Source organism: Nocardiopsis alkaliphila YIM 80379 (genome assembly GCF_000341005.1).
Taxonomy (GTDB): Bacteria; Actinomycetota; Actinomycetes; order Streptosporangiales; family Streptosporangiaceae; genus Nocardiopsis; species Nocardiopsis alkaliphila.
On the sequence record NZ_ANBD01000140.1, the window covers coordinates 32,519 to 49,336 of the forward strand.

At 66.3% G+C, this 16,818-nt stretch carries 14 protein-coding genes and 1 pseudogene; 9 read left to right on the plus strand and 6 right to left on the minus strand.

Annotated elements, in window-relative coordinates; genetic code table 11:
• Window positions 1-98 precede the first annotated feature (98 nt).
• Together D472_RS0119650 and D472_RS0119655 are read left to right on the plus strand one after the other, a co-directional pair.
• Entirely contained in the window at window positions 99-1,598 is a 1,500-nt protein-coding gene (locus D472_RS0119650; protein WP_026117881.1) for a SulP family inorganic anion transporter, read from the plus strand.
• A 365-nt stretch (window positions 1,599-1,963) separates the two neighbouring features.
• Window positions 1,964-3,805: a BCCT family transporter gene (locus D472_RS0119655; protein WP_017606175.1), complete on the plus strand. Its 1,842-nt coding sequence runs from the start codon at window positions 1,964-1,966 to the stop codon at window positions 3,803-3,805.
• A gap of 301 nt (window positions 3,806-4,106) precedes the next feature.
• On the opposite strand, the gene D472_RS0119660 is transcribed toward D472_RS0119655, so the two are convergent.
• On the minus strand, window positions 4,107-4,547 hold the full coding sequence (locus D472_RS0119660) for a MarR family winged helix-turn-helix transcriptional regulator (protein WP_017606176.1): 441 nt from the start codon (window positions 4,545-4,547) through the stop codon (window positions 4,107-4,109).
• An 87-nt stretch (window positions 4,548-4,634) separates the two neighbouring features.
• Between D472_RS0119660 and D472_RS0119665 the strand changes: the two genes are divergently transcribed.
• The 6 genes and pseudogenes from D472_RS0119665 to D472_RS0119695 all read left to right on the plus strand — a co-directional run bounded on the left by D472_RS0119665 (window position 4,635) and on the right by D472_RS0119695 (window position 9,412).
• Entirely contained in the window at window positions 4,635-5,048 is a 414-nt protein-coding gene (locus tag D472_RS0119665; RefSeq protein ID WP_017606177.1) for a nuclear transport factor 2 family protein, read from the plus strand.
• A gap of 119 nt (window positions 5,049-5,167) precedes the next feature.
• Window positions 5,168-5,754 (plus strand): annotated as a pseudogene (locus D472_RS27800) (integrase core domain-containing protein).
• A gap of 380 nt (window positions 5,755-6,134) precedes the next feature.
• Window positions 6,135-6,923 carry a hypothetical protein gene (locus D472_RS26020; protein ID WP_051046037.1) on the plus strand — a complete coding sequence of 263 codons (789 nt, stop codon included), beginning with the start codon at window positions 6,135-6,137 and terminating at the stop codon, window positions 6,921-6,923.
• Window positions 6,924-7,128: 205 nt separating this feature from the next.
• Entirely contained in the window at window positions 7,129-8,121 is a 993-nt protein-coding gene (locus D472_RS0119685) for a bile acid:sodium symporter family protein (RefSeq protein WP_017606180.1), read from the plus strand.
• Between the two features lie 275 nt (window positions 8,122-8,396).
• The gene (gene fdxA, locus D472_RS0119690) at window positions 8,397-8,756 is read left to right on the plus strand and encodes a ferredoxin (RefSeq protein WP_017606181.1); all 360 of its coding nucleotides are present in this window, start codon (window positions 8,397-8,399) and stop codon (window positions 8,754-8,756) included.
• Window positions 8,753-9,412, plus strand: a complete 660-nt coding sequence (locus tag D472_RS0119695; protein ID WP_017606182.1) for a helix-turn-helix transcriptional regulator — start codon at window positions 8,753-8,755, stop codon at window positions 9,410-9,412. The genes fdxA and D472_RS0119695 overlap by 4 nt, the downstream gene beginning before the upstream one ends.
• Before the next feature lie 7 nt (window positions 9,413-9,419).
• Here the strand turns inward: D472_RS0119695 and D472_RS0119700 are convergent, their stop codons facing one another.
• The 4 genes from D472_RS0119700 to D472_RS26025 form a co-directional block, all read right to left on the minus strand.
• The gene (locus tag D472_RS0119700) at window positions 9,420-10,010 is read right to left on the minus strand and encodes a TetR/AcrR family transcriptional regulator (protein ID WP_033304267.1); all 591 of its coding nucleotides are present in this window, start codon (window positions 10,008-10,010) and stop codon (window positions 9,420-9,422) included.
• A gap of 64 nt (window positions 10,011-10,074) precedes the next feature.
• Window positions 10,075-11,682 carry an AMP-binding protein gene (locus D472_RS0119705; RefSeq protein ID WP_017606184.1) on the minus strand — a complete coding sequence of 536 codons (1,608 nt, stop codon included), beginning with the start codon at window positions 11,680-11,682 and terminating at the stop codon, window positions 10,075-10,077.
• Window positions 11,679-12,599, minus strand: a complete 921-nt coding sequence (locus tag D472_RS0119710; protein WP_017606185.1) for a crotonase/enoyl-CoA hydratase family protein — start codon at window positions 12,597-12,599, stop codon at window positions 11,679-11,681. Before D472_RS0119710 ends, D472_RS0119705 begins: the two co-directional genes overlap by 4 nt.
• Window positions 12,600-12,843: 244 nt before the next feature.
• Window positions 12,844-13,845: a GlxA family transcriptional regulator gene (locus D472_RS26025; protein WP_239643013.1), complete on the minus strand. Its 1,002-nt coding sequence runs from the start codon at window positions 13,843-13,845 to the stop codon at window positions 12,844-12,846.
• A gap of 175 nt (window positions 13,846-14,020) precedes the next feature.
• Between D472_RS26025 and D472_RS0119720 the strand changes: the two genes are divergently transcribed.
• Complete coding sequence (locus D472_RS0119720) at window positions 14,021-14,452, plus strand: RidA family protein (RefSeq protein ID WP_017606187.1); 432 nt, start codon at window positions 14,021-14,023, stop codon at window positions 14,450-14,452.
• Between the two features lie 359 nt (window positions 14,453-14,811).
• Here the strand turns inward: D472_RS0119720 and helR are convergent.
• The coding region (gene helR, locus D472_RS0119725; protein ID WP_017606188.1) for an RNA polymerase recycling motor ATPase HelR at window positions 14,812-16,818 on the minus strand (2,007 nt) is incomplete at its 5' end.

Here is a 16,818-nt window from a genome sequence, read left to right on the forward strand (position 1 = left end):
TGGGCGTTCCCCTGAAACGCCCGGACTCCCGCGGGCCTGAGCCCGACACCTCTCACCACGATCTCCGCAGCCCTGGGTCCGGGCTGCCCGCACACCTGATGAGCTCAATGAACCTGCCTGTGACACCGGTTCGCACCTTGCGGTCGAAGGTGCCTTCCGCCGCCCAGATCCGCACCGACGTCCTCGCCGGACTGGTCGTGGCCTTGGCGTTGATCCCCGAAGCGATCGCGTTCTCCCTCATCGCCGGGGTCGATCCCCGGGTAGGGCTGTACGCCTCGTTCATCATGGCGGTATCCATCGCCTTTCTGGGTGGACGCCCCGCGATGATCTCCGCGGCGACGGGTGCCATGGCCCTGGTGGTCGCGCCGTTGTCGATCGAGTACGGGCTCGACCACTTGATCGCCGCCACCCTGTTGGCCGGGCTCATCCAAATCGCCCTGGGCCTGGCCGGGGTGTCGAAGCTGATGCGGTTCGTACCACCCAGCGTGATGACCGGCTTCATCAACGCGCTGGCGATCCTCATCTTCCTCTCCCAGATGCCCTACCTGCTCGGCTTCGACGTCCCGGCCTACGTCATGGTCGCCATCGGGCTGGGGATCATCTTCGGGCTTCCGCGCCTGACGAAGACGGTGCCGGCTCCGCTGGTGGCGATCGTGGTGCTCACCATCGCCGCGATCACGATGGGGCTCTCGACCCACACCGTCGGCGATGAGGGCGAACTGCCCGATTCCTTCCCGGTTCCGCTGCTTCCGGACGTTCCGATGTCCTGGGACACCCTGGCACTCATCGCCCCGTACTCCCTCACGCTGGCGCTGGTGGGGCTGATGGAGTCCCTGCTGACCGCCAAGCTCGTGGACGACCGCACCGAGACCTCCTCCGACCACGCCCGCGAGGCGCGGGGGCAAGGGATCTCCAACATCCTCGTCGGGCTCTTCGGCGGTATGGCGGGGTGCGCGATGATCGGCCAGACGATGATCAACGTCTCCTCCGGTGCTCGCACGCGGATCTCCACCTTCCTGGCGGGGCTGTTCCTGATGCTGTTGTGCGTGCTGCTCGGTGACATCGTCGGGTTGATCCCGATGGCGGCACTGGTGGCGGTGATGGTCTTCGTGTCCTTGGTGACCTTCGACTGGCACAGTCTGGCTCCGTCCACCCTCAGTCGTATGCCTTGGACCGAGACCCTGGTCATGGTGGTCACGGTGGTCGTGATCGTGTGGACCAGCAACCTGGCGCTGGGCGTGATCATCGGCGTGCTGGTGTCGATGGTGCTCTTCGCCCGTAAGGCCGCGATGCAGGCCGACGTCACCAGTGTCCTGGACCCCGAGGGCGGCACCCGGGTGTACTCGGTCAACGGAGAGGTCTTCTTCGCCTCCACCGGGGACCTGGTCGACCGGTTCGACTACGCCGAGCAGGGGTTGAGCAGGGTCGTGGTGGACATGTCCGGAGCCCATGTGTGGGACTCCTCGGCCGTGGCCGCGTTGGACCGGGTGAACGAGCACTTCCAGCGCCATGGCGTGGAGGTGGAGATCACCGGGCTGAACGAACCCAGCCGTCGGCTGCACGGGGAGCTCTCGGGGACCCTGACATCGGGGCACTAGTTTTCCGCCGATGGATTCGAAGGCTCGTGCACGAGGGCGTGCACGGGCCTTCGGCCTTTTCGTGGCGAGTAGAACCGCCCGAGGGGCCGAGCATCGTGGAGGCCACACCGACAGCACCACCCGGACGATCCTCCCACGAATTCGACGAACAGCGCATATGCCTCTCATTGCGCGTCGTTCTGATCGAACTTCCGTGTCAACGTTAGGGTGTGTACGAGGTCTCTGGTAATCAGGTTCTTCTTGGTCGAGGACCCTTTATCGGAGACCTCTCTCATGTCCGATATCGGACACGTGGAACAACGCTCGGGCGGGGTAGGAGATCACATCCGACTTCGACACAGGCGCCAGTTCGAGGAGCCGTTCACATGCTGACCCGTTTGCACGATCTCCTGAGGCTGAGGACCTCACCACCGATCTTCTTCGGTTCGGCCGCCGTGATCATCACGTTCGTGGTCATCACCATCGTCTTCACCGATCCGGTGGACGCGGCCGTCACCATCGCCTCGGAGTGGCTGTACACCAACCTGGGCTGGTTCTACATTTTCGGCCTCACCTTGTTCTTGGTTTTTTTGATTTATACCGCTCTCGGCCGATTCGGGCGGGTGAAGTTGGGACCCGATGACGAACCACCCGAGCACTCCCGACCGGCTTGGTTCGCCATGCTCTTCGCCGCAGGTATCGGCAGCATCCTGATGTTCTGGGGCGTGGCCGAGCCCATCAGCCATTTCGGTGATCCCCCCAGAGGCCCCTCTCTAGGCGTGGAGGGGGAAACGGTGGATGCCGCCGCGGACGCGATGAACTTCACGTTCTACCACTTCACCCTGCACACCTGGGCGATCTTCACCCTGCCCGCATTGTGCTTCGCCTACTTCATCCACAAACGGAACCTGCCTCCGCGTGTCAGTTCGATCTTCCAGCCGCTTCTGGGAGAACGGATCCATGGGCCGATCGGCAGGTTCATCGACATCGTCTCCATCGTCGGTACGGTCTTCGGTGTCGCGGTCTCCCTCGGCTTGGGGGCCCTCCAGATCAACAGCGGGATCAACCGCGTGCTCGGCGTCCCGGAGAGCGCCGTGTGGCAATTGGTCATCATCGGCGTCGTCGGCGGGGTCGCGATGATCTCCGTGGCGTTGGGTCTGGACCGTGGCATCAAGGTCCTGTCCAACGTGAACATCTGGATAGCCGTGGGCATGTTGGCCTTCATCCTGTTGACGGGTTCCACGCTCTTCGTGCTCCGGGGCACCATCGAGTCCCTGGGCAGTTACCTGGTGAACCTGCCGGAGTTGGCCCTGTGGAACGACACGTTCACCGACAGTGGTTGGCAGTCCGACTGGACGGTGTTCTACTGGGCCTGGACGATCAGTTGGTCACCGTTCGTGGGGATCTTCATCTCCCGGATCTCCAAGGGACGCACCATCCGTCAGTTCATCTCCGGAGTACTTCTCATTCCGGCCGGTTTCTCGGTGTTGTGGTTCGGCGTCTTCGGGTTCTCCGCCTTCGACATCGAACTCAATCGTGATGGTGACCTGGTCGAGAACGTCGTGGAGCAGGGGGACATCCCTGGGGCTTTGTTCGCCTTCTTGGAGCACTATCCGGGAACCGCCATCGTCTCGGTGATCGCCATCCTCTTGGTGGTGGTCTTCTTCATCACCTCGGTGGACTCCGCGGCCTTGGTGACCGACACGATGGCCAATGGCCACGAGGACTTCAACCCGTTGGGGCAGCGCATCTTCTGGGCCATCGCCATCGCCGTGGTGACCGCCACCCTGCTGGTGTTCTCCGGTACCGGCGGCCTGGCGGCGCTCGAGAAGATCATCGTTCTCGTCGGCCTGCCGTTCTTCGTGATGGGGTACTTCCAGATGTACGCGCTGAACCGAGCCTTGCGGGAAGACGCCGGAGAACTGCCACCCATGCGGACACGCAACTGGAAGAAGGTCTTGCCTCCGGAAGAGTACGAACGTCGTCAGGACGAGGACGAGCACGACACCTCGGAGACGGTCGTCGAGCCCGAAGCCATCGATGAACCACCCGTGTTGCGCGACCCCTACGTCAAGCAGATCCGGTCGACTGGTACACCCGGCACACTGCCGGCCCGAACCGGTTCGATGAAGCGCCCCAGCCGCAAGCCGAAGCGGACACCGTATTCCAAGCCCCAGGACCAGTCCGAAGACCAGGACGGGAAGGACGAGGGGAAGGACTCCCAGTAGAGGAGGAATCCCGAAGGTCACGTTCGCGGCCCTGTCACCACCGAGGCACCTCGCCCGGTGCCGGCAGGGCCGGAAGAACGGACGGCGCGGCACCGTGGGGAGTGCGCTCACCACTCCCCATAAGTGAGGGCTACGTCCCTTCCCGGTAGTACTTCGTTGACTCGTCCTCCCCTCCGAGCCACCGGTGGGTGGGCAGAGCGTGGGGTGAGCGTCTCAGGTGGCCTGGTACCCGTACTGGTCCGGTGGGTATCGAGGTGATCCCTTCCCCTCTCCAGCCGAGGCCGGCCAGGTCCCTGAGCCATCAACCGCGCTGGTGGTGAGCGAGTAGTTCACTCAGTAAACACACCAGGGTGTCCCGGCTTTCAGCGGTCAGCGGTTCCAGGAGCGACTCCTGTGCCTTGTCGAGGACGCGGTCGAGTCGCCCTAACTGCTGCTCTCCGGCCTTGGTGAGGGAGACGAGGTTGCGCCTGCGGTCGCCGGGGTCGGTCGTGCGCTCGACACAGCCCTGCTCGGCGAGTTCGTTGATCGCAGCCACGACATCACTGCGATCCATGTTTGAGCGTCGGCCGAGGTCGGCCTGACTCGCGGTGCCGAACTCGTCGAGTGAGGACAGGATCCGGTAGTGGTAGCCGCGTGCGTTCGCTTCAGCGAAGGCGTCGGACGCCAGCCGATGGGCGTGGACCGACAACTGAGTGATCAGCCAACTGGGTTTACCGACCAAGCGTGCGGGAGTTTGCTCCATCAAGCCAAGATACATCGTTGGCAGGGCCAACGAACCTGTGTATAGTTGGCGTCACCAACGTTAGTGGATCCAACGGAAGAGGACTCCATGCCCGACGAGCCACTGATCACCGACCGCCTCGCCATCGCCGACCTGTTCACTCGCTTCGCGCTCGTACTCGATGAGCAACGCTGGGACGACCTCGCCACCATCTTCCACGACGACGTGGCGCTGCATTCGCCGCGCGGAGGCCGGTTACGCGGTATCCAAGAGCTCGCCGACTTCCTACGAAGATCCGAGGTCGAAGGGGAGGGCACTCAGCACACGCACTCCGACCTGCTGGTGGACCTCAACGGCGACCAGGCTGCCGTTACGGCGAATTCGATTGCGTACTACTTCCGTGAGGGACAGTCACCACATCGAATCGGCGGCCTGCGCTTGACAAGCACCGCGGCACGCACGCGAACGGGCTGGCGCATCACCGAACACGAGGTCCGACCGCTCTGGATCCGTGAGGCCTAGATGTGATGTCCCGGCACGTTGGTGACAAACGAAACGCCGCAGCGGGTGCTGGACACAGGTGAGGGCCTTCTGGTTCCGGTGTGGATCGCGAAGTCTGCACCGATGCCCAGGAGGCCCTCATGGTCCACCGTAACGCCCCACTCACCCCGACCGGACGACTGCGCCTGGCCCGCTGCGTGGTCGAGCACGGATGGACTCTGCGCCAGGCCGCCGAACGCTTCCAGGTCGCCCACACCACCGCCAAACGGTGGGCCGATCGCTACCGCACCCACGGCCCCGCCGGCATGGACGACCACTCCCGCCTGGCCTACTCGGAGATCCTGACCGATGACAAAGCCGCGACCTGCGCGGGATTCCTGCGTCGGGCCCATGCCTGGTTCGCCGCCAACGGCGTCACTGTCCAACGAGTGTTGACCGACAACGCCTGGGCCTACACCAAGACCACCTGGCGACGAACCTGCGCCGAGCTCGACATCGCTGCCCGGTGGACCCGGCACTGGCGCCCCAGACCAACGGCCAGGTCGAACGATTCCACCGCACGCTGGCCACCGAGTGGGCCTACGCTCGCCTCTACTCCTGCGAGGCCGAGCGCCAAGCCGCTTATCCCGACTTCTTGGGCTGGTACAACTACCATCGGCCCCACACCGGGATCGGAGGGCAAGTCCCAGCAGCCCGTGTCACCAACCTCACCGAACAGCACATCTAGTGCCGTGGCGGTTGGGTCGTCCTGTGAATCGTTCAGTCTCTGAACCTGGATCCGTCGCGAGCGTGATCGCCCTGACGCTCGCAGATGGCAAGACCTGTTACCGCGCTCCAACGGTCACCGGCTCGGCATCTGGTGAGCACGGGACCCGACATCACCTCCCCTGCCGGTCGGGGTGTGCGCCAACAGCTTCAGAGGACCTGAGTGTTCGACGGTGGAACACACGGCCCTCGACTGCGCCGAACCGGGTCACCGGGTGGCCCGAGCACGCCAACGCACAGGTCTGGCCCAGGCCGACCTGGCTAGATCCATCAGTGTGTACGGGTCCGTTCCGACCAAGAGGGAAAACGAAGTCGTCATTCGACGGTACTGGAGCCGCCCAGGTGGCTGAAGCACCAAGCGGGCGGATCGAGTGGTTCATCGAGGGCGCCCCACCCGTGGTCGTCTCCCATCGCAACGTCACCGACCCGGGCGGACCCAGCCCGCGCATCGCCCCCGACCCTTCCGATGGCTCCCCCGCCCCCGAGAACACGTTCCCGGAAAGGGACGGTCACCTCCCCCGTCCCACGATTGTGGCGATCCTGCTCGAAGCGGTCTTCTATCCAGCCCTCGTCCTCTTGGGCGGATGGGCCTCCTTCCTGGTCACCACCTTCCTCGTGATGATGTTCAGGGTTCACTACCTGTGGTTCCCCTTGGTCTTCGGTGCCCCTCTGTTGGGTCTTTTTCGCCTGGCCACTCTGGTCCTTCACCTCCACCTGAGATCATCGGGATTCCCACGTCATGGGACAGCGACGGCGCTGATGGTGTGCGCTCTGTTGGCGGGGTCGGCCCACGTCTGGGCGGCGGGAACGCCGGGCTTGGGCAGCGACCCCGTCAGAACCATCGCCACCGTCACCGTCTACACACTGGTCGTCGCCTTCGCGCTGATCCTGCATTGGTCGGACGAACCAAGGCTCCGACCACGCTGGAAGATCCTCGCGATGGCGGGCGCGGTGGCGCCGGCGTGTGTCATCGCTTGGGCCGGCACGAAGATCTCCTACGAGCGAGAGCTGGACCGGCGGGTGCGAGAACACGTCGGTTACGACCAGATGAGCCCTGTGGACCAAGAGATACTCAGGCAGCGATACGAACGCGAAGAAGAACCGAGGTCGGGACCCGGCCGGGGAGACTGAAGCCCTTCTGCGGGCCCTCTCCAGCGGGGGCCGACCCATCGTGGTGCCCAAGGACCCGCCCACCGCCTCACCACGGGCCGGCTCGAACCCGACCGTCGGGGCGCCTTGGGGTAGACCCCCGCTCCGCGCCCACCAGGGGTGATGCGTACAGTCGATTCGGTACACCCGTTTTCCCGAATACGCACTTCGACGGGAGAGTGGACGGATGTTCTCCCGTCTGACCCGGTCCCTGGACCCCTTCCTACTCCTGCTGGTCTTGGTGCCCATCATCGCGACGCTGATGCCGGCTCGTGGGATGGCGGCGGAGGTTCTCGATCACCTCACCGTCGTGGCGATCTTCCTACTCTTCTTCCTCCACGGGGCCAAGCTCTCCCCCACCGAAACCCGCCGTGGGTTCTCTCGGTGGCGCTTCCAACTCCTCGTCCTGAGCTGTACCTTCGTCGTCTTCCCACTACTGGGACTGGCGATCGTCGCGCTACCGGCCTCGGTGCTGAACCCGGTGATGGCGACCGGTTTCCTCTTCCTGTGCATCCTGCCGTCGACCGTGCAGTCCTCGATCGCCTTCACCTCGATCGCGCGTGGCAACGTGGCCCTGGCCGTGAGTTCGGCGTCCATCTCCAACGTGCTCGGTGTGGCCCTCACCCCCATGCTCGCCGCGATCCTGTTGGGATCGACCGTAAAGATCACCCCGGAGTCCCTACTCGGGATCTTCGGCCAGCTCGTGGTCCCCTTCATCGCCGGCCAACTTCTGCACAAGAGGATCGGCCCCTGGTTGAAGGAGCACAAGCGGGTCGTGTCGTTCGTCGACCAGGGCTCGGTGCTGCTCGTGGTCTACGCGGCGTTCAGCATCGGGGTGGCGCAAGGGCTCTGGGAGGTCGTTGCGCCCTCACAACTGCTCGTGGTCGTCCTGGTCTCGTGCGTGCTCCTGGCGATCGTGCTCACCCTCTTCGCCGGCCTCGGCCGATCGATGCGCCTGGAGCGGGCCGACCGTGTCGTGCTGATGTTCTGCGGGTCGAAGAAGAGCCAGGTGAGCGGGCTTCCCATGGCCATCCTGCTGTTCCCCTCCGAACAGGTCGGAATGTACGTGCTCCCCCTGATGATCTTCCACCTGATCCAACTCCTGGTGTGCGGGGTGATCGCCCGCCGACTCGCCCGAACGGCGGAGCCCGTGTCCTCTGCTCAGGGCACCGGCGGGTAGCACACCAGGGCGGCGAGCGACCGGAGGCCGCCTGGCCCGACGGCTCCGGTAGGAATTCCAGCTCCCGCCCCAGCGTCGACGGAGGCGGCCCAGGTGACCATCTTCGCCAAGGCCCACTGCACGGGTCGAGGGTGAACCCTGATTCCTGGATGCTCGTCGGCTTGCGCGTTTCACGCATGGCCGGTGCCCGGGGTTCGGAGACGTTCGCGTTCTTGAAGGGCGTCTTTGCTCCTGAGAATAGTTTTTACAACCTCTGGTTGGATAAACTCTGGAGCATGACCTACGTGATCGCTCAACCGTGTGTGGACGTCCTGGACCGCTCCTGCGTGGACGAGTGCCCGGTCGACTGCATCTACGAGGGCTCCCGAGCCCTGTACATCCATCCCGACGAGTGCATCGACTGCGGTGCCTGCGAACCGGTGTGCCCGGTCGAGGCCATCTACTACGAGGACGACCTGCCGGAAGAGTTCGGACCATACCTGGCCGACAACGCGGTGTTCTTCGCCACGCCGTTGCCCGGCCGTGAACAGGCCTTGGGCTCCCCCGGTGGCGCCGACGACATCGGCCCCCTGGGAGTGGACACCCCGCTGGTCGCGGGCCTGCCCTCAGCGGATCCGGGAAAGGAAACGGGTTGATCGAGTCAAAGGTGGACCAGCGTCTCACGGGACGCCGCGCGGAGGTGTTACGCCTCCTGCGTGACACCCGCCGGCCCATGGAGATCACCGAGATCGCCGAGCGGCTCGACGTCCACGCCAACACCGTTCGCTTCCACTTGGAGACCTTGGTCGCCAACGGCCAGGTCGAACACGTGACCACCGACCGCGGCGTTCCCGGACGCCCGGCCCGCCGGTACCGTCCGGTTCGGGGCATGGACCCGAAGGGGCCGCGACGCTATCGGGCGTTGGCCGAGGCGCTCGTCGAAAGCCTCTGCGCCACACCCGACGCGCGAAACCGGGCGATCGAGGCCGGTCGTTCATGGGGACGCGGGCAGGCGTCCCGGACCGCGACGACGGCCGAACCCTCTGAATCGATCGCGCTGCTGATGCGGTTGCTCGACGAACTGGATTTCGCTCCCGAGCGCCCCTTGACCGACCCGCAGAACATCGGCCTGCGGAACTGCCCGTTCCTGGAACTGGCCGCAGAGCGGCGCGAGGTGGTGTGTTCCCTGCACCTGGGCCTCATGCGAGGTGCGTTGGAGACGTGGAACTCACCCCTCACGGTCGACCGTCTGGACGCCTTCGTGGAACCGGACCTGTGCTCGGCCCACCTCGCCTCCGTCGAAGCCTCGTAGGGGCGGTTCAGTACTCACGCAGGCGGGCGACGTTGCCGAGCCAGTCGTCGATGAGTCGATCCTCCAGGCTCTGGTCGGTACGCATGATGCGAGTGAGTTCGAGGCCGCGGACCAACGCCATCAGGGATTCGAAGGCGATCTTGGCCGTTTCGGGGTCGGCGATGCCCGCGTGCTCGTTGAACAGGCCCCGAAGCGCCGAACCGAGCCTGCGCTCCGCGGGCAACAACGCGGCGCGCAGCTGTTCGTCGGTGCGTGAAGCGGTCCACAGCTCGATGGCGGCCTGGAAAGGTGGCCCGGCCATCACCGACCGGATGGCCCGCACCATCTGTTCCAGGGCCTGGGACCCCTCGCCCAGGTCCGCGACCAGTTCACTGAATTCACGCAGCCGCATCTCGGCGATGTGGTGGATGGCGGCCACGAGCAGCTCCGACTTGGATCCGAAGTGGTGCAGCAGGGCACCCCGGGACACCCCCGCCTCATCCTGGATCCGCTGCGTCGTCGTGCCCGCGTACCCATGGGTCACCAAACAGCGGATCGTCGCGTCGAGAAGCGCCTCATGGGTTCTGGCGCGCTGTTCCTTACGGGTCAGGCCACTCACGTCCCACACCCTAACGAGACGGGGACGTGCCCGAGGGCGCGGGCGGCCCCGCCGATCGTCNTGGTCAGAGCGACCGGAGTCCCCCGGCCTCGATCTGTTCGCGGAGCCGGAACTTTTGGAGCTTGCCCATGGCGTTGGTCGGCATGGTGTCGGTGACGTACCAGGCCTTGGGTGTCTTGTGGGGCGCCAGGTGTTCGCGAAGGTAGTCGTGCAACTCCTCGGCGGTGGGCGCCGGATGTTTCTCGTCCAACCGGACGATGGCGGCCACGTTCTCGCCCCACCGCTCATCCTTCAGACCGATGACGGTCGCCCCGGCGATGGCCGGGTGCCTGGTCAGCACCTCTTCGATCTCTCGAGGGTAGATGTTCTCTCCACCTCTGATGATCATGTCCTTGAGGCGCCCGGTGACCTTCACGTATCCGCGTGCGTCCATCGTTCCGAGGTCACCGGTGTGCAGCCACCCATCGGCGTCGATCGTCTTATCGGTCTCCTCCGGCATGTCGAGGTAGCCGATCATCTTCGAGTAACCGCGTGCGCAGATCTCACCCTCGGAATCGACCGGGCGAATCTCACCGGTGTGGGGGTCCAGGATGGCCACCTCGATGCCGGGCAAGGGCCGTCCCGCCGTGAACAGGTTGTCCGCACGGGTGTCGGAGGGTCGTGTCTGGCAGACGATGGGGCTGAGTTCGGTCTGCCCGTAGACCGCGCTGGCGGTGGCTCCGCAGAGCTTCTCCCACGCCTCGACCAAGGGTGGTGGCACGGCGTCGCCGCCGGACATGACCACCTTCAATGAGCCGAGGTCGAAGTCCTCCAGGTCAGGGTGTGCGAGCAGGGCGTGCAACATGGCGGGGACACCGCCGAGGATCTCGGCGCGGTGGTCCTGCATCGCGGTGAGCATCGTGGTGGGGTCGAATACCTCGCCGAGCACGAGTGTGGCCCTCTCGTGCACCGAACCCATGCCGGCCAGGCCACAACCCGCGGTGTGAAAGAGGGGCAGGGCGGTGGCGAAGGTCGCGCCGGTGGGAGCTTCACAACGCTCACGCACGTGGGCGGCGTTGGTCACCATGGCCATGTGCTCGAGCACCGCCGCCTTGGGACGGCCGGTGGTGCCGGAGGTGAACTGGATCTGTGTGGGCTCTTGGGGATCGACGGTCGGTAGGTCGGCGCGTTTCTCGGTGGCGCGCACCTGTTCGAGCCAGCCTTCGAAGGCGACGGCCTCACGGACCGCGGGCACGGCGGGAAGCACCTCCTTGAGCATCGCCGCCATGTCGGTACCGCGGAAGTCATCGACGTAGAAGGCAGCGACCGCGCGCGAGGTGTCGAGCGCGTACTGGAGTTCGGCGCTGCGTAGGGCGGGGTTGATCGTCACGAGGACGAGTCCGCTCAACGCGGCTCCGTACTGGAGCACGAGCCACTCGGGCACGTTGGGCGCCCACACCGCCACGTGTTCGCCGGGCCGGAACCGGTCGAGCAGCCAAGCGGCCGCGTGTTCGGCCTCGTCCAGCAACCGACCGTAGGTCCAGGTGCGGTCCTCACGGCCCGGCGCGACCGACACCAAGGCGAGCTTGTCGGGTGCTTCGGCCGCCGCCCCGCGCAGGAGTCCACCCACCGTGACGTCGAGCAAGGGTCGACTCGTGTCCGCCGGCCACAGGGATTCGGGAAGGTGCGTCATCGGTTCTTCTCCTTGGCGGCGTCCTTGGCGGCGAGCTCTTCTCGCATCTGGGCGATCTCGTCCCGATCCGGGACGGGACCGCCGCCATCGGGGATGAAGCGGCCGGTGTCGCGCCATTGGACGGCGGCACCGAAGCCGTGTTCTTGGGCGAAGTCGACGAACCAGCGACCCTCGGGTGAGTGGCGGGTGATGCCGTCGAAGAGGACGGCGAGGTTCTGGGTGCTCTGCAGGCCCATGTTGTCGTAGGCCTGGTTGATCATGAGCTTTTGCATGACGAGCTGGTTGATGGGGACACCGGCCATGCGGTCGGCGAGCTTTTCGACCACCGCCTCCAGTTCGTCCTCGGGTACGGCGTCCAGGACCAGCCCCCATTCCTTGGCCTGGACGCCGTCGATGGTGTCGCCGGTGAGCAGCATGCGCTTGGCCCGTTCGGCTCCCAGGCGGTAGACCCACATCGCGGTGGTGGGGCAGCCCCAGATCCGCGCGGGCATGTATCCGATCTCGGCGTCTTCGGCCATCACGACCAGGTCGCAGGAGAGGGCGATGTCGCTTCCGCCCGCGACCGCATACCCCTGGACCTGGGCGATCGTGGGTTTGGCCGAACGCCAGAGCGAGAAGAAGTGGTCGGTGTTGGCCTTCATGAACCGGAAGTCCTGGATCGGATCCCAGACCTCGCCCTGGTGCTGATCGCCGCTCTCTGCGTACAACTTCAGGTCGTAACCGGCGCAGAACGCCCGGCCAGCCCCTTTCAGCACGATGACGCGCACCGAATCATCGTCGTTGGCCGCGGTGACGGCCGCGCTGATCTCCCGGGCCATCTCGGCGGTGATCGCGTTCAATCGGTCGGGCCGGTTCAACGTGATGTAGGCACGATGCTCACGGACGTCGTAGTCGACCGTGTTACCGCTGAATGTCATGGACACACCCCTTCACCTACAGTGGTTCACGACACATTTTCACAGTCCGTCTAGACTGTCAATGAATTGCGGACACTGATCCCCCGGACGGAGACCTCGACGGAGTCACTGGGTTCGCGCAGGTCACGGCGCGCTTTGGAGGCACGCCCATGGCTTGTGGGCGTGCTTCACCGGGCGATGGGTGCTGAACACGCGATCGGGTGGCGGATCGGCCGGACCGCCACCCGACATGGAGACGTCATCGTCAGGAGGGGTGGGCCGGCGCCTTCGGGGCTCCGACGTCGACACCGTGCGTCCTTCGGTAGGTGCTCGGCGCTACCCCCGTTTCACGCCGGAAGATCGCCCTGAAGTTCGCTGCGGTCCCGAACCCCGTCTCTTCGGCGATCCTCTCGATCGTCCGGTCCCCCGTCTCCAACAGCCGGCGCGCGCCTTTGATCCGTTGCGACAGGACCCACCGCATGGGCGACGTCCCCACTTCACGGTCGAAGTTGCGGATGAGGGTACGCCGCGACATCCGACTGCGTCGAGCGAGGACGTCGACGGTGATCGGCGCCCCGAGGTTGTGGCTCACCCAGTCCAGGGTGGCGCGCAGGTCCTCACGTGCGCCAGGCCGCACGGTACTGTACTGCGGTTCCGCCACGTCACGGGCGGGCGCCGTCACCACCTCTTTGGCCACGGCGTCCGCGGCCACGGTCCCGAAGTCCGACTCGATCATGTGCAGGCAGGCATCGATCTCCGCGCTGGCCCCGGCCGAGGTGAGGATCCGTCCGTCCTCGACCAGCAGCCGGTTCTCGGCGACCTCCACGTTCGGGAACGCGGCGCGGAGTTCTTCGGCGTGACGCCAGTGAACGGTGACGGTTCTCCCGGTCAGCAGACCGGCCTCGGCGAGCGCGAACACACCAGTGCAGATCCCCACGATCCGCACCCCCTTCTCGTGGGCCGAGCGCAGGGTCCGCAGGTACCGTTCCGGCACTGGCGAGTGCGGCGCGGCGTACCCGGGAACCACGAGGACGTCGGCGTTCACGGCGTCATCGAGCGTGTGCGTCACGCGCACCTCGGTCACCACCGTCTCCGGTCCCACTCCCCCTGGCTCGTCGGAACGCCCCCGTTCGACCTCACCGCACACGAGGACCCGATATCCCGGATGGCGGCCCAGGACGTGGGCCGGGATCATGACGTCCAAGGCGTACAGGCGCGGTACCGCGAGGATGGCCACCACCAGGGCGTCGTCATCCGGTCCCGTCATGTCCGACTCCCCTCGATCCACCGGCTCGTCGTCCGTGCGGTGCGACCTGGCACGATCCTTGCCACGAGCGGCACGCTCATCCCTGTTCGGCGTACCCGCCTTCTCCATAGTGTCCCTGACGTAGGAGATCGGTCCGAACCGGCCTTCGGTCGTCGAACGAGTCGAGGAGAACACCATGAGCGTTGAGAAGCAGACCCACTACCTCGGTGTGCCTTGGGAGGACGAGCACGGTTACGCGCAGGCGGTCAGACACGGCGACGTCATCCATCTATCCGGTCAGGTGTCCCACCAGGGAACGGAGCTCATCGCCCCGGCACCGGTCGGGGCGGACGGTCGGGTCACGGACTTCACCAACACGGGAGCGCAGATGCGCCAGTGCTACGCCAACGCGTCCCGGTTGTTGGAGAGGTTCGGCGCGTCCTTGGACGACGTCGTCGACGAAACGATCTACGTGGTGGACGTCGAGGCTGCGGACGCCGTCACCGGCCCGGTGCGCAAGGAGGCGTACGGCCGGCCCGACCCACAGGTCGCCAGCACCGTGATCGGCACCTCCGGGTTGGCCTTCCCGGAATTGTTGGTCGAGATCAAGCTCGTGGCGAGGGTGTGAGCCCTGGCCGAGGCGGCGAGATCGTCGACGTGAACCTCCCCTCGGCTTCTCCACTGGGCCGGGCCACCGCCCCGCCCAGTGGGTGGACGGTGGTGGCCCGGCGTGGAAGGGACCGGGTGAAGGGGTTCGCCGGCCGTGCGGCGAGGAGCCGTGCGAACAAGGGGACCGCGCGCCTCTGGGGTCGGTTCGAAGGCCTCGCCGGCGCACACAAGGCCCTGTTCGACGATGACCAGCGCGCCCGTACGTCGGGATCGCCGCGGGACCGGTCGCGGCGATCCGGTTCGTGTTCCGCCGTCCGAAGCCGGCCATGGAGCGGGCCGGCTCCGGTGACGTGGCCCTCCGTCGAAGAGAGGCGTCGGTCAGGCACTCGTGAGGATGACCAGACGCCGGGTCGCACGAGTCATCGCGACGTAGCGGTCCACCGCCCCTTCCACCCCTTCGCCGAAGTCCGCCGGATCCACGAGCACGACCAGGTCGAACTCCAACCCTTTGGCCAGCAGCGGGCTCAGCGACCGTACCCGGGGCCCGTCCTCGAACGTGGGGTCACCGATGACACAGGCGATCCCCTCGGGACTCTCGGCGAGCCAGGCGTCGATGATCGAACCCAGTTCCGCAACGGACCCGTGGACGACGGGGTGTCCGCCGGTGCGGATCGAGGTCGGCACGTTGGCGTCGTCGAGCACGGACCGGATGATCGGTTCGGCCTCCACCATGACCTCCTCCGGAGTCCGGTAGTTGATGCTCAGCGAGGCCTGCTCGATGCGGTCGAACCCCACGCGCTCCAGCCGTTGCCTCCAGGACTCGGTGAAGCCGTGCCGAGCCTGGGCCCGGTCCCCCACGATGGTGAAGCTCCGGGACGGACAGCGCGCCAGCAGCATCCGCCACTGCGCGTCGGTGAGTTCCTGAGCCTCGTCCACGACGATGTGCGCGAAGGTGCCGGCGAGCCGATCGGAGTCGGCGGTGGGCAGCGCGGCCTCGTCCACCAGGTTCTCGCGCAGGTCGGCGTGGTGCAGCATCGTCACGAGTCCTTCACCGTCGTCATCGGCGGCGAGGAGGTCGTCGATGACCATGGACACACGTTCGCGCTCGGTGGCGGCCGCGACCTCGTGGCGGCGCTTGCGCTCGGCCGCCTTCGGGTCACCGAGGCGCCGCCGGGCCGCGTCCAACAGCGGTAGGTCGGACTCGGTCCAGGCGTGGGCGTCCTGGCGCTGGAGGGCGCGGACCTGGTCGGGCTCCAGCCAGGGGGCGCACATACGCAGGTAGGCGGGGACGGACCACAGGTCCCCGACCAGGTCGGTGGGCTCCAGCAGCGGCCAGGCGCGGTAGAGGGCACCGACCAGCTCTCGGTCGCGCCGTAGCGCGTCCCGGAGCATGTCGGTGGTGACGTCCTCCTCGCCCAGGGCCCTGGTCAGGGCGTCGGACAGGATCTCGACCAGTTCCTCGAAGATCTGCTCACGCGCCTCGTTGTGCGGGGTCGTGGCCTCCACCGCGCCGAACGCCTCGGCCCAGTCGGCGGCGCTCAACCACAGGTCGGCCCAGGGAGTGGAGACCTCCATCCCCTGGGTGGGCGGCTTTTCGTAGAACCGCACGGCCGGTTCGATCGCATCGACCAACTTCGCGGACGACTTCAGGCGGGCGATCGCGGGGTCAGGGTCGGGCAGGGCGGTGGCCCCTTCGGGAAGCAGGTCGCGCAGGGTGCAGGTTCGCACTCCCTCCTCACCGAGGCTGGGCAGGACGTCGGAGACGTAGGCCAGGTAGGGCTGGTGCGGGCCGACGAACAGTACCCCGCCGCGGCGGTGGCCCAGGCGCGGGTCGGAGTAGAGCAGGTGTGCGGTGCGGTGCAGGGCGACGACGGTCTTGCCGGTACCCGGACCGCCGTCGACCACGAGGGCGCCGCCGGAACCGGCACGGATGATGGCGTGCTGATCGGCTTGGATGGTGCCGAGTACGTCACGCATGCGATCCGACCGGTCCTCGGCCAGGCTCGCGATGAAGGCGGACTGGTCATCGAGGGCGGCGTGCCCCCAGAACCCGTCGTCGGTGAACACCTCGTCCCAGTAGTCACTGATCCGGCCTCGGGTCCACCGGTAGCGGCGGCGTCCCCTCAGACCCATCGGGTCGGCGTGGGTGGCGGCGAAGAACGGTTCGGCGGCCGGCGAGCGCCAGTCGAGCAGGAGCCGACGCCCGTCGGGGTCGGTGAGGCCGAGTCTGCCGATGTAGACGGGTTCGTTCGGGGCGTCCTCGTGGACGATACGTCCCAGGCACAGGTCGAGGCCGAAGCGGCGCAGAGCACGTAGGCGGGAGGAGAGACGGTGGATCTCCATGTCGCGCTCCACGACCTCACGGACGTTGCCGCCGGCGGCCCG

Coding starts and splice junctions, on each gene's coding strand:
- D472_RS0119650 (WP_026117881.1), top strand. CDS start 99: ATGAGCTCAATGAACCTGCCTGTGACACCGGTTCGCACCTTGCGGTCG.
- D472_RS0119655 (WP_017606175.1), top strand. CDS start 1,964: ATGCTGACCCGTTTGCACGATCTCCTGAGGCTGAGGACCTCACCACCG.
- D472_RS0119660 (WP_017606176.1), bottom strand. CDS start 4,547: ATGGAGCAAACTCCCGCACGCTTGGTCGGTAAACCCAGTTGGCTGATC.
- D472_RS0119665 (WP_017606177.1), top strand. CDS start 4,635: ATGCCCGACGAGCCACTGATCACCGACCGCCTCGCCATCGCCGACCTG.
- D472_RS0119685 (WP_017606180.1), top strand. CDS start 7,129: ATGTTCTCCCGTCTGACCCGGTCCCTGGACCCCTTCCTACTCCTGCTG.
- fdxA (WP_017606181.1), top strand. CDS start 8,397: ATGACCTACGTGATCGCTCAACCGTGTGTGGACGTCCTGGACCGCTCC.
- D472_RS0119705 (WP_017606184.1), bottom strand. CDS start 11,682: ATGACGCACCTTCCCGAATCCCTGTGGCCGGCGGACACGAGTCGACCC.
- D472_RS0119710 (WP_017606185.1), bottom strand. CDS start 12,599: ATGACATTCAGCGGTAACACGGTCGACTACGACGTCCGTGAGCATCGT.
- D472_RS26025 (WP_239643013.1), bottom strand. CDS start 13,845: ATGACGGGACCGGATGACGACGCCCTGGTGGTGGCCATCCTCGCGGTA.
- D472_RS0119720 (WP_017606187.1), top strand. CDS start 14,021: ATGAGCGTTGAGAAGCAGACCCACTACCTCGGTGTGCCTTGGGAGGAC.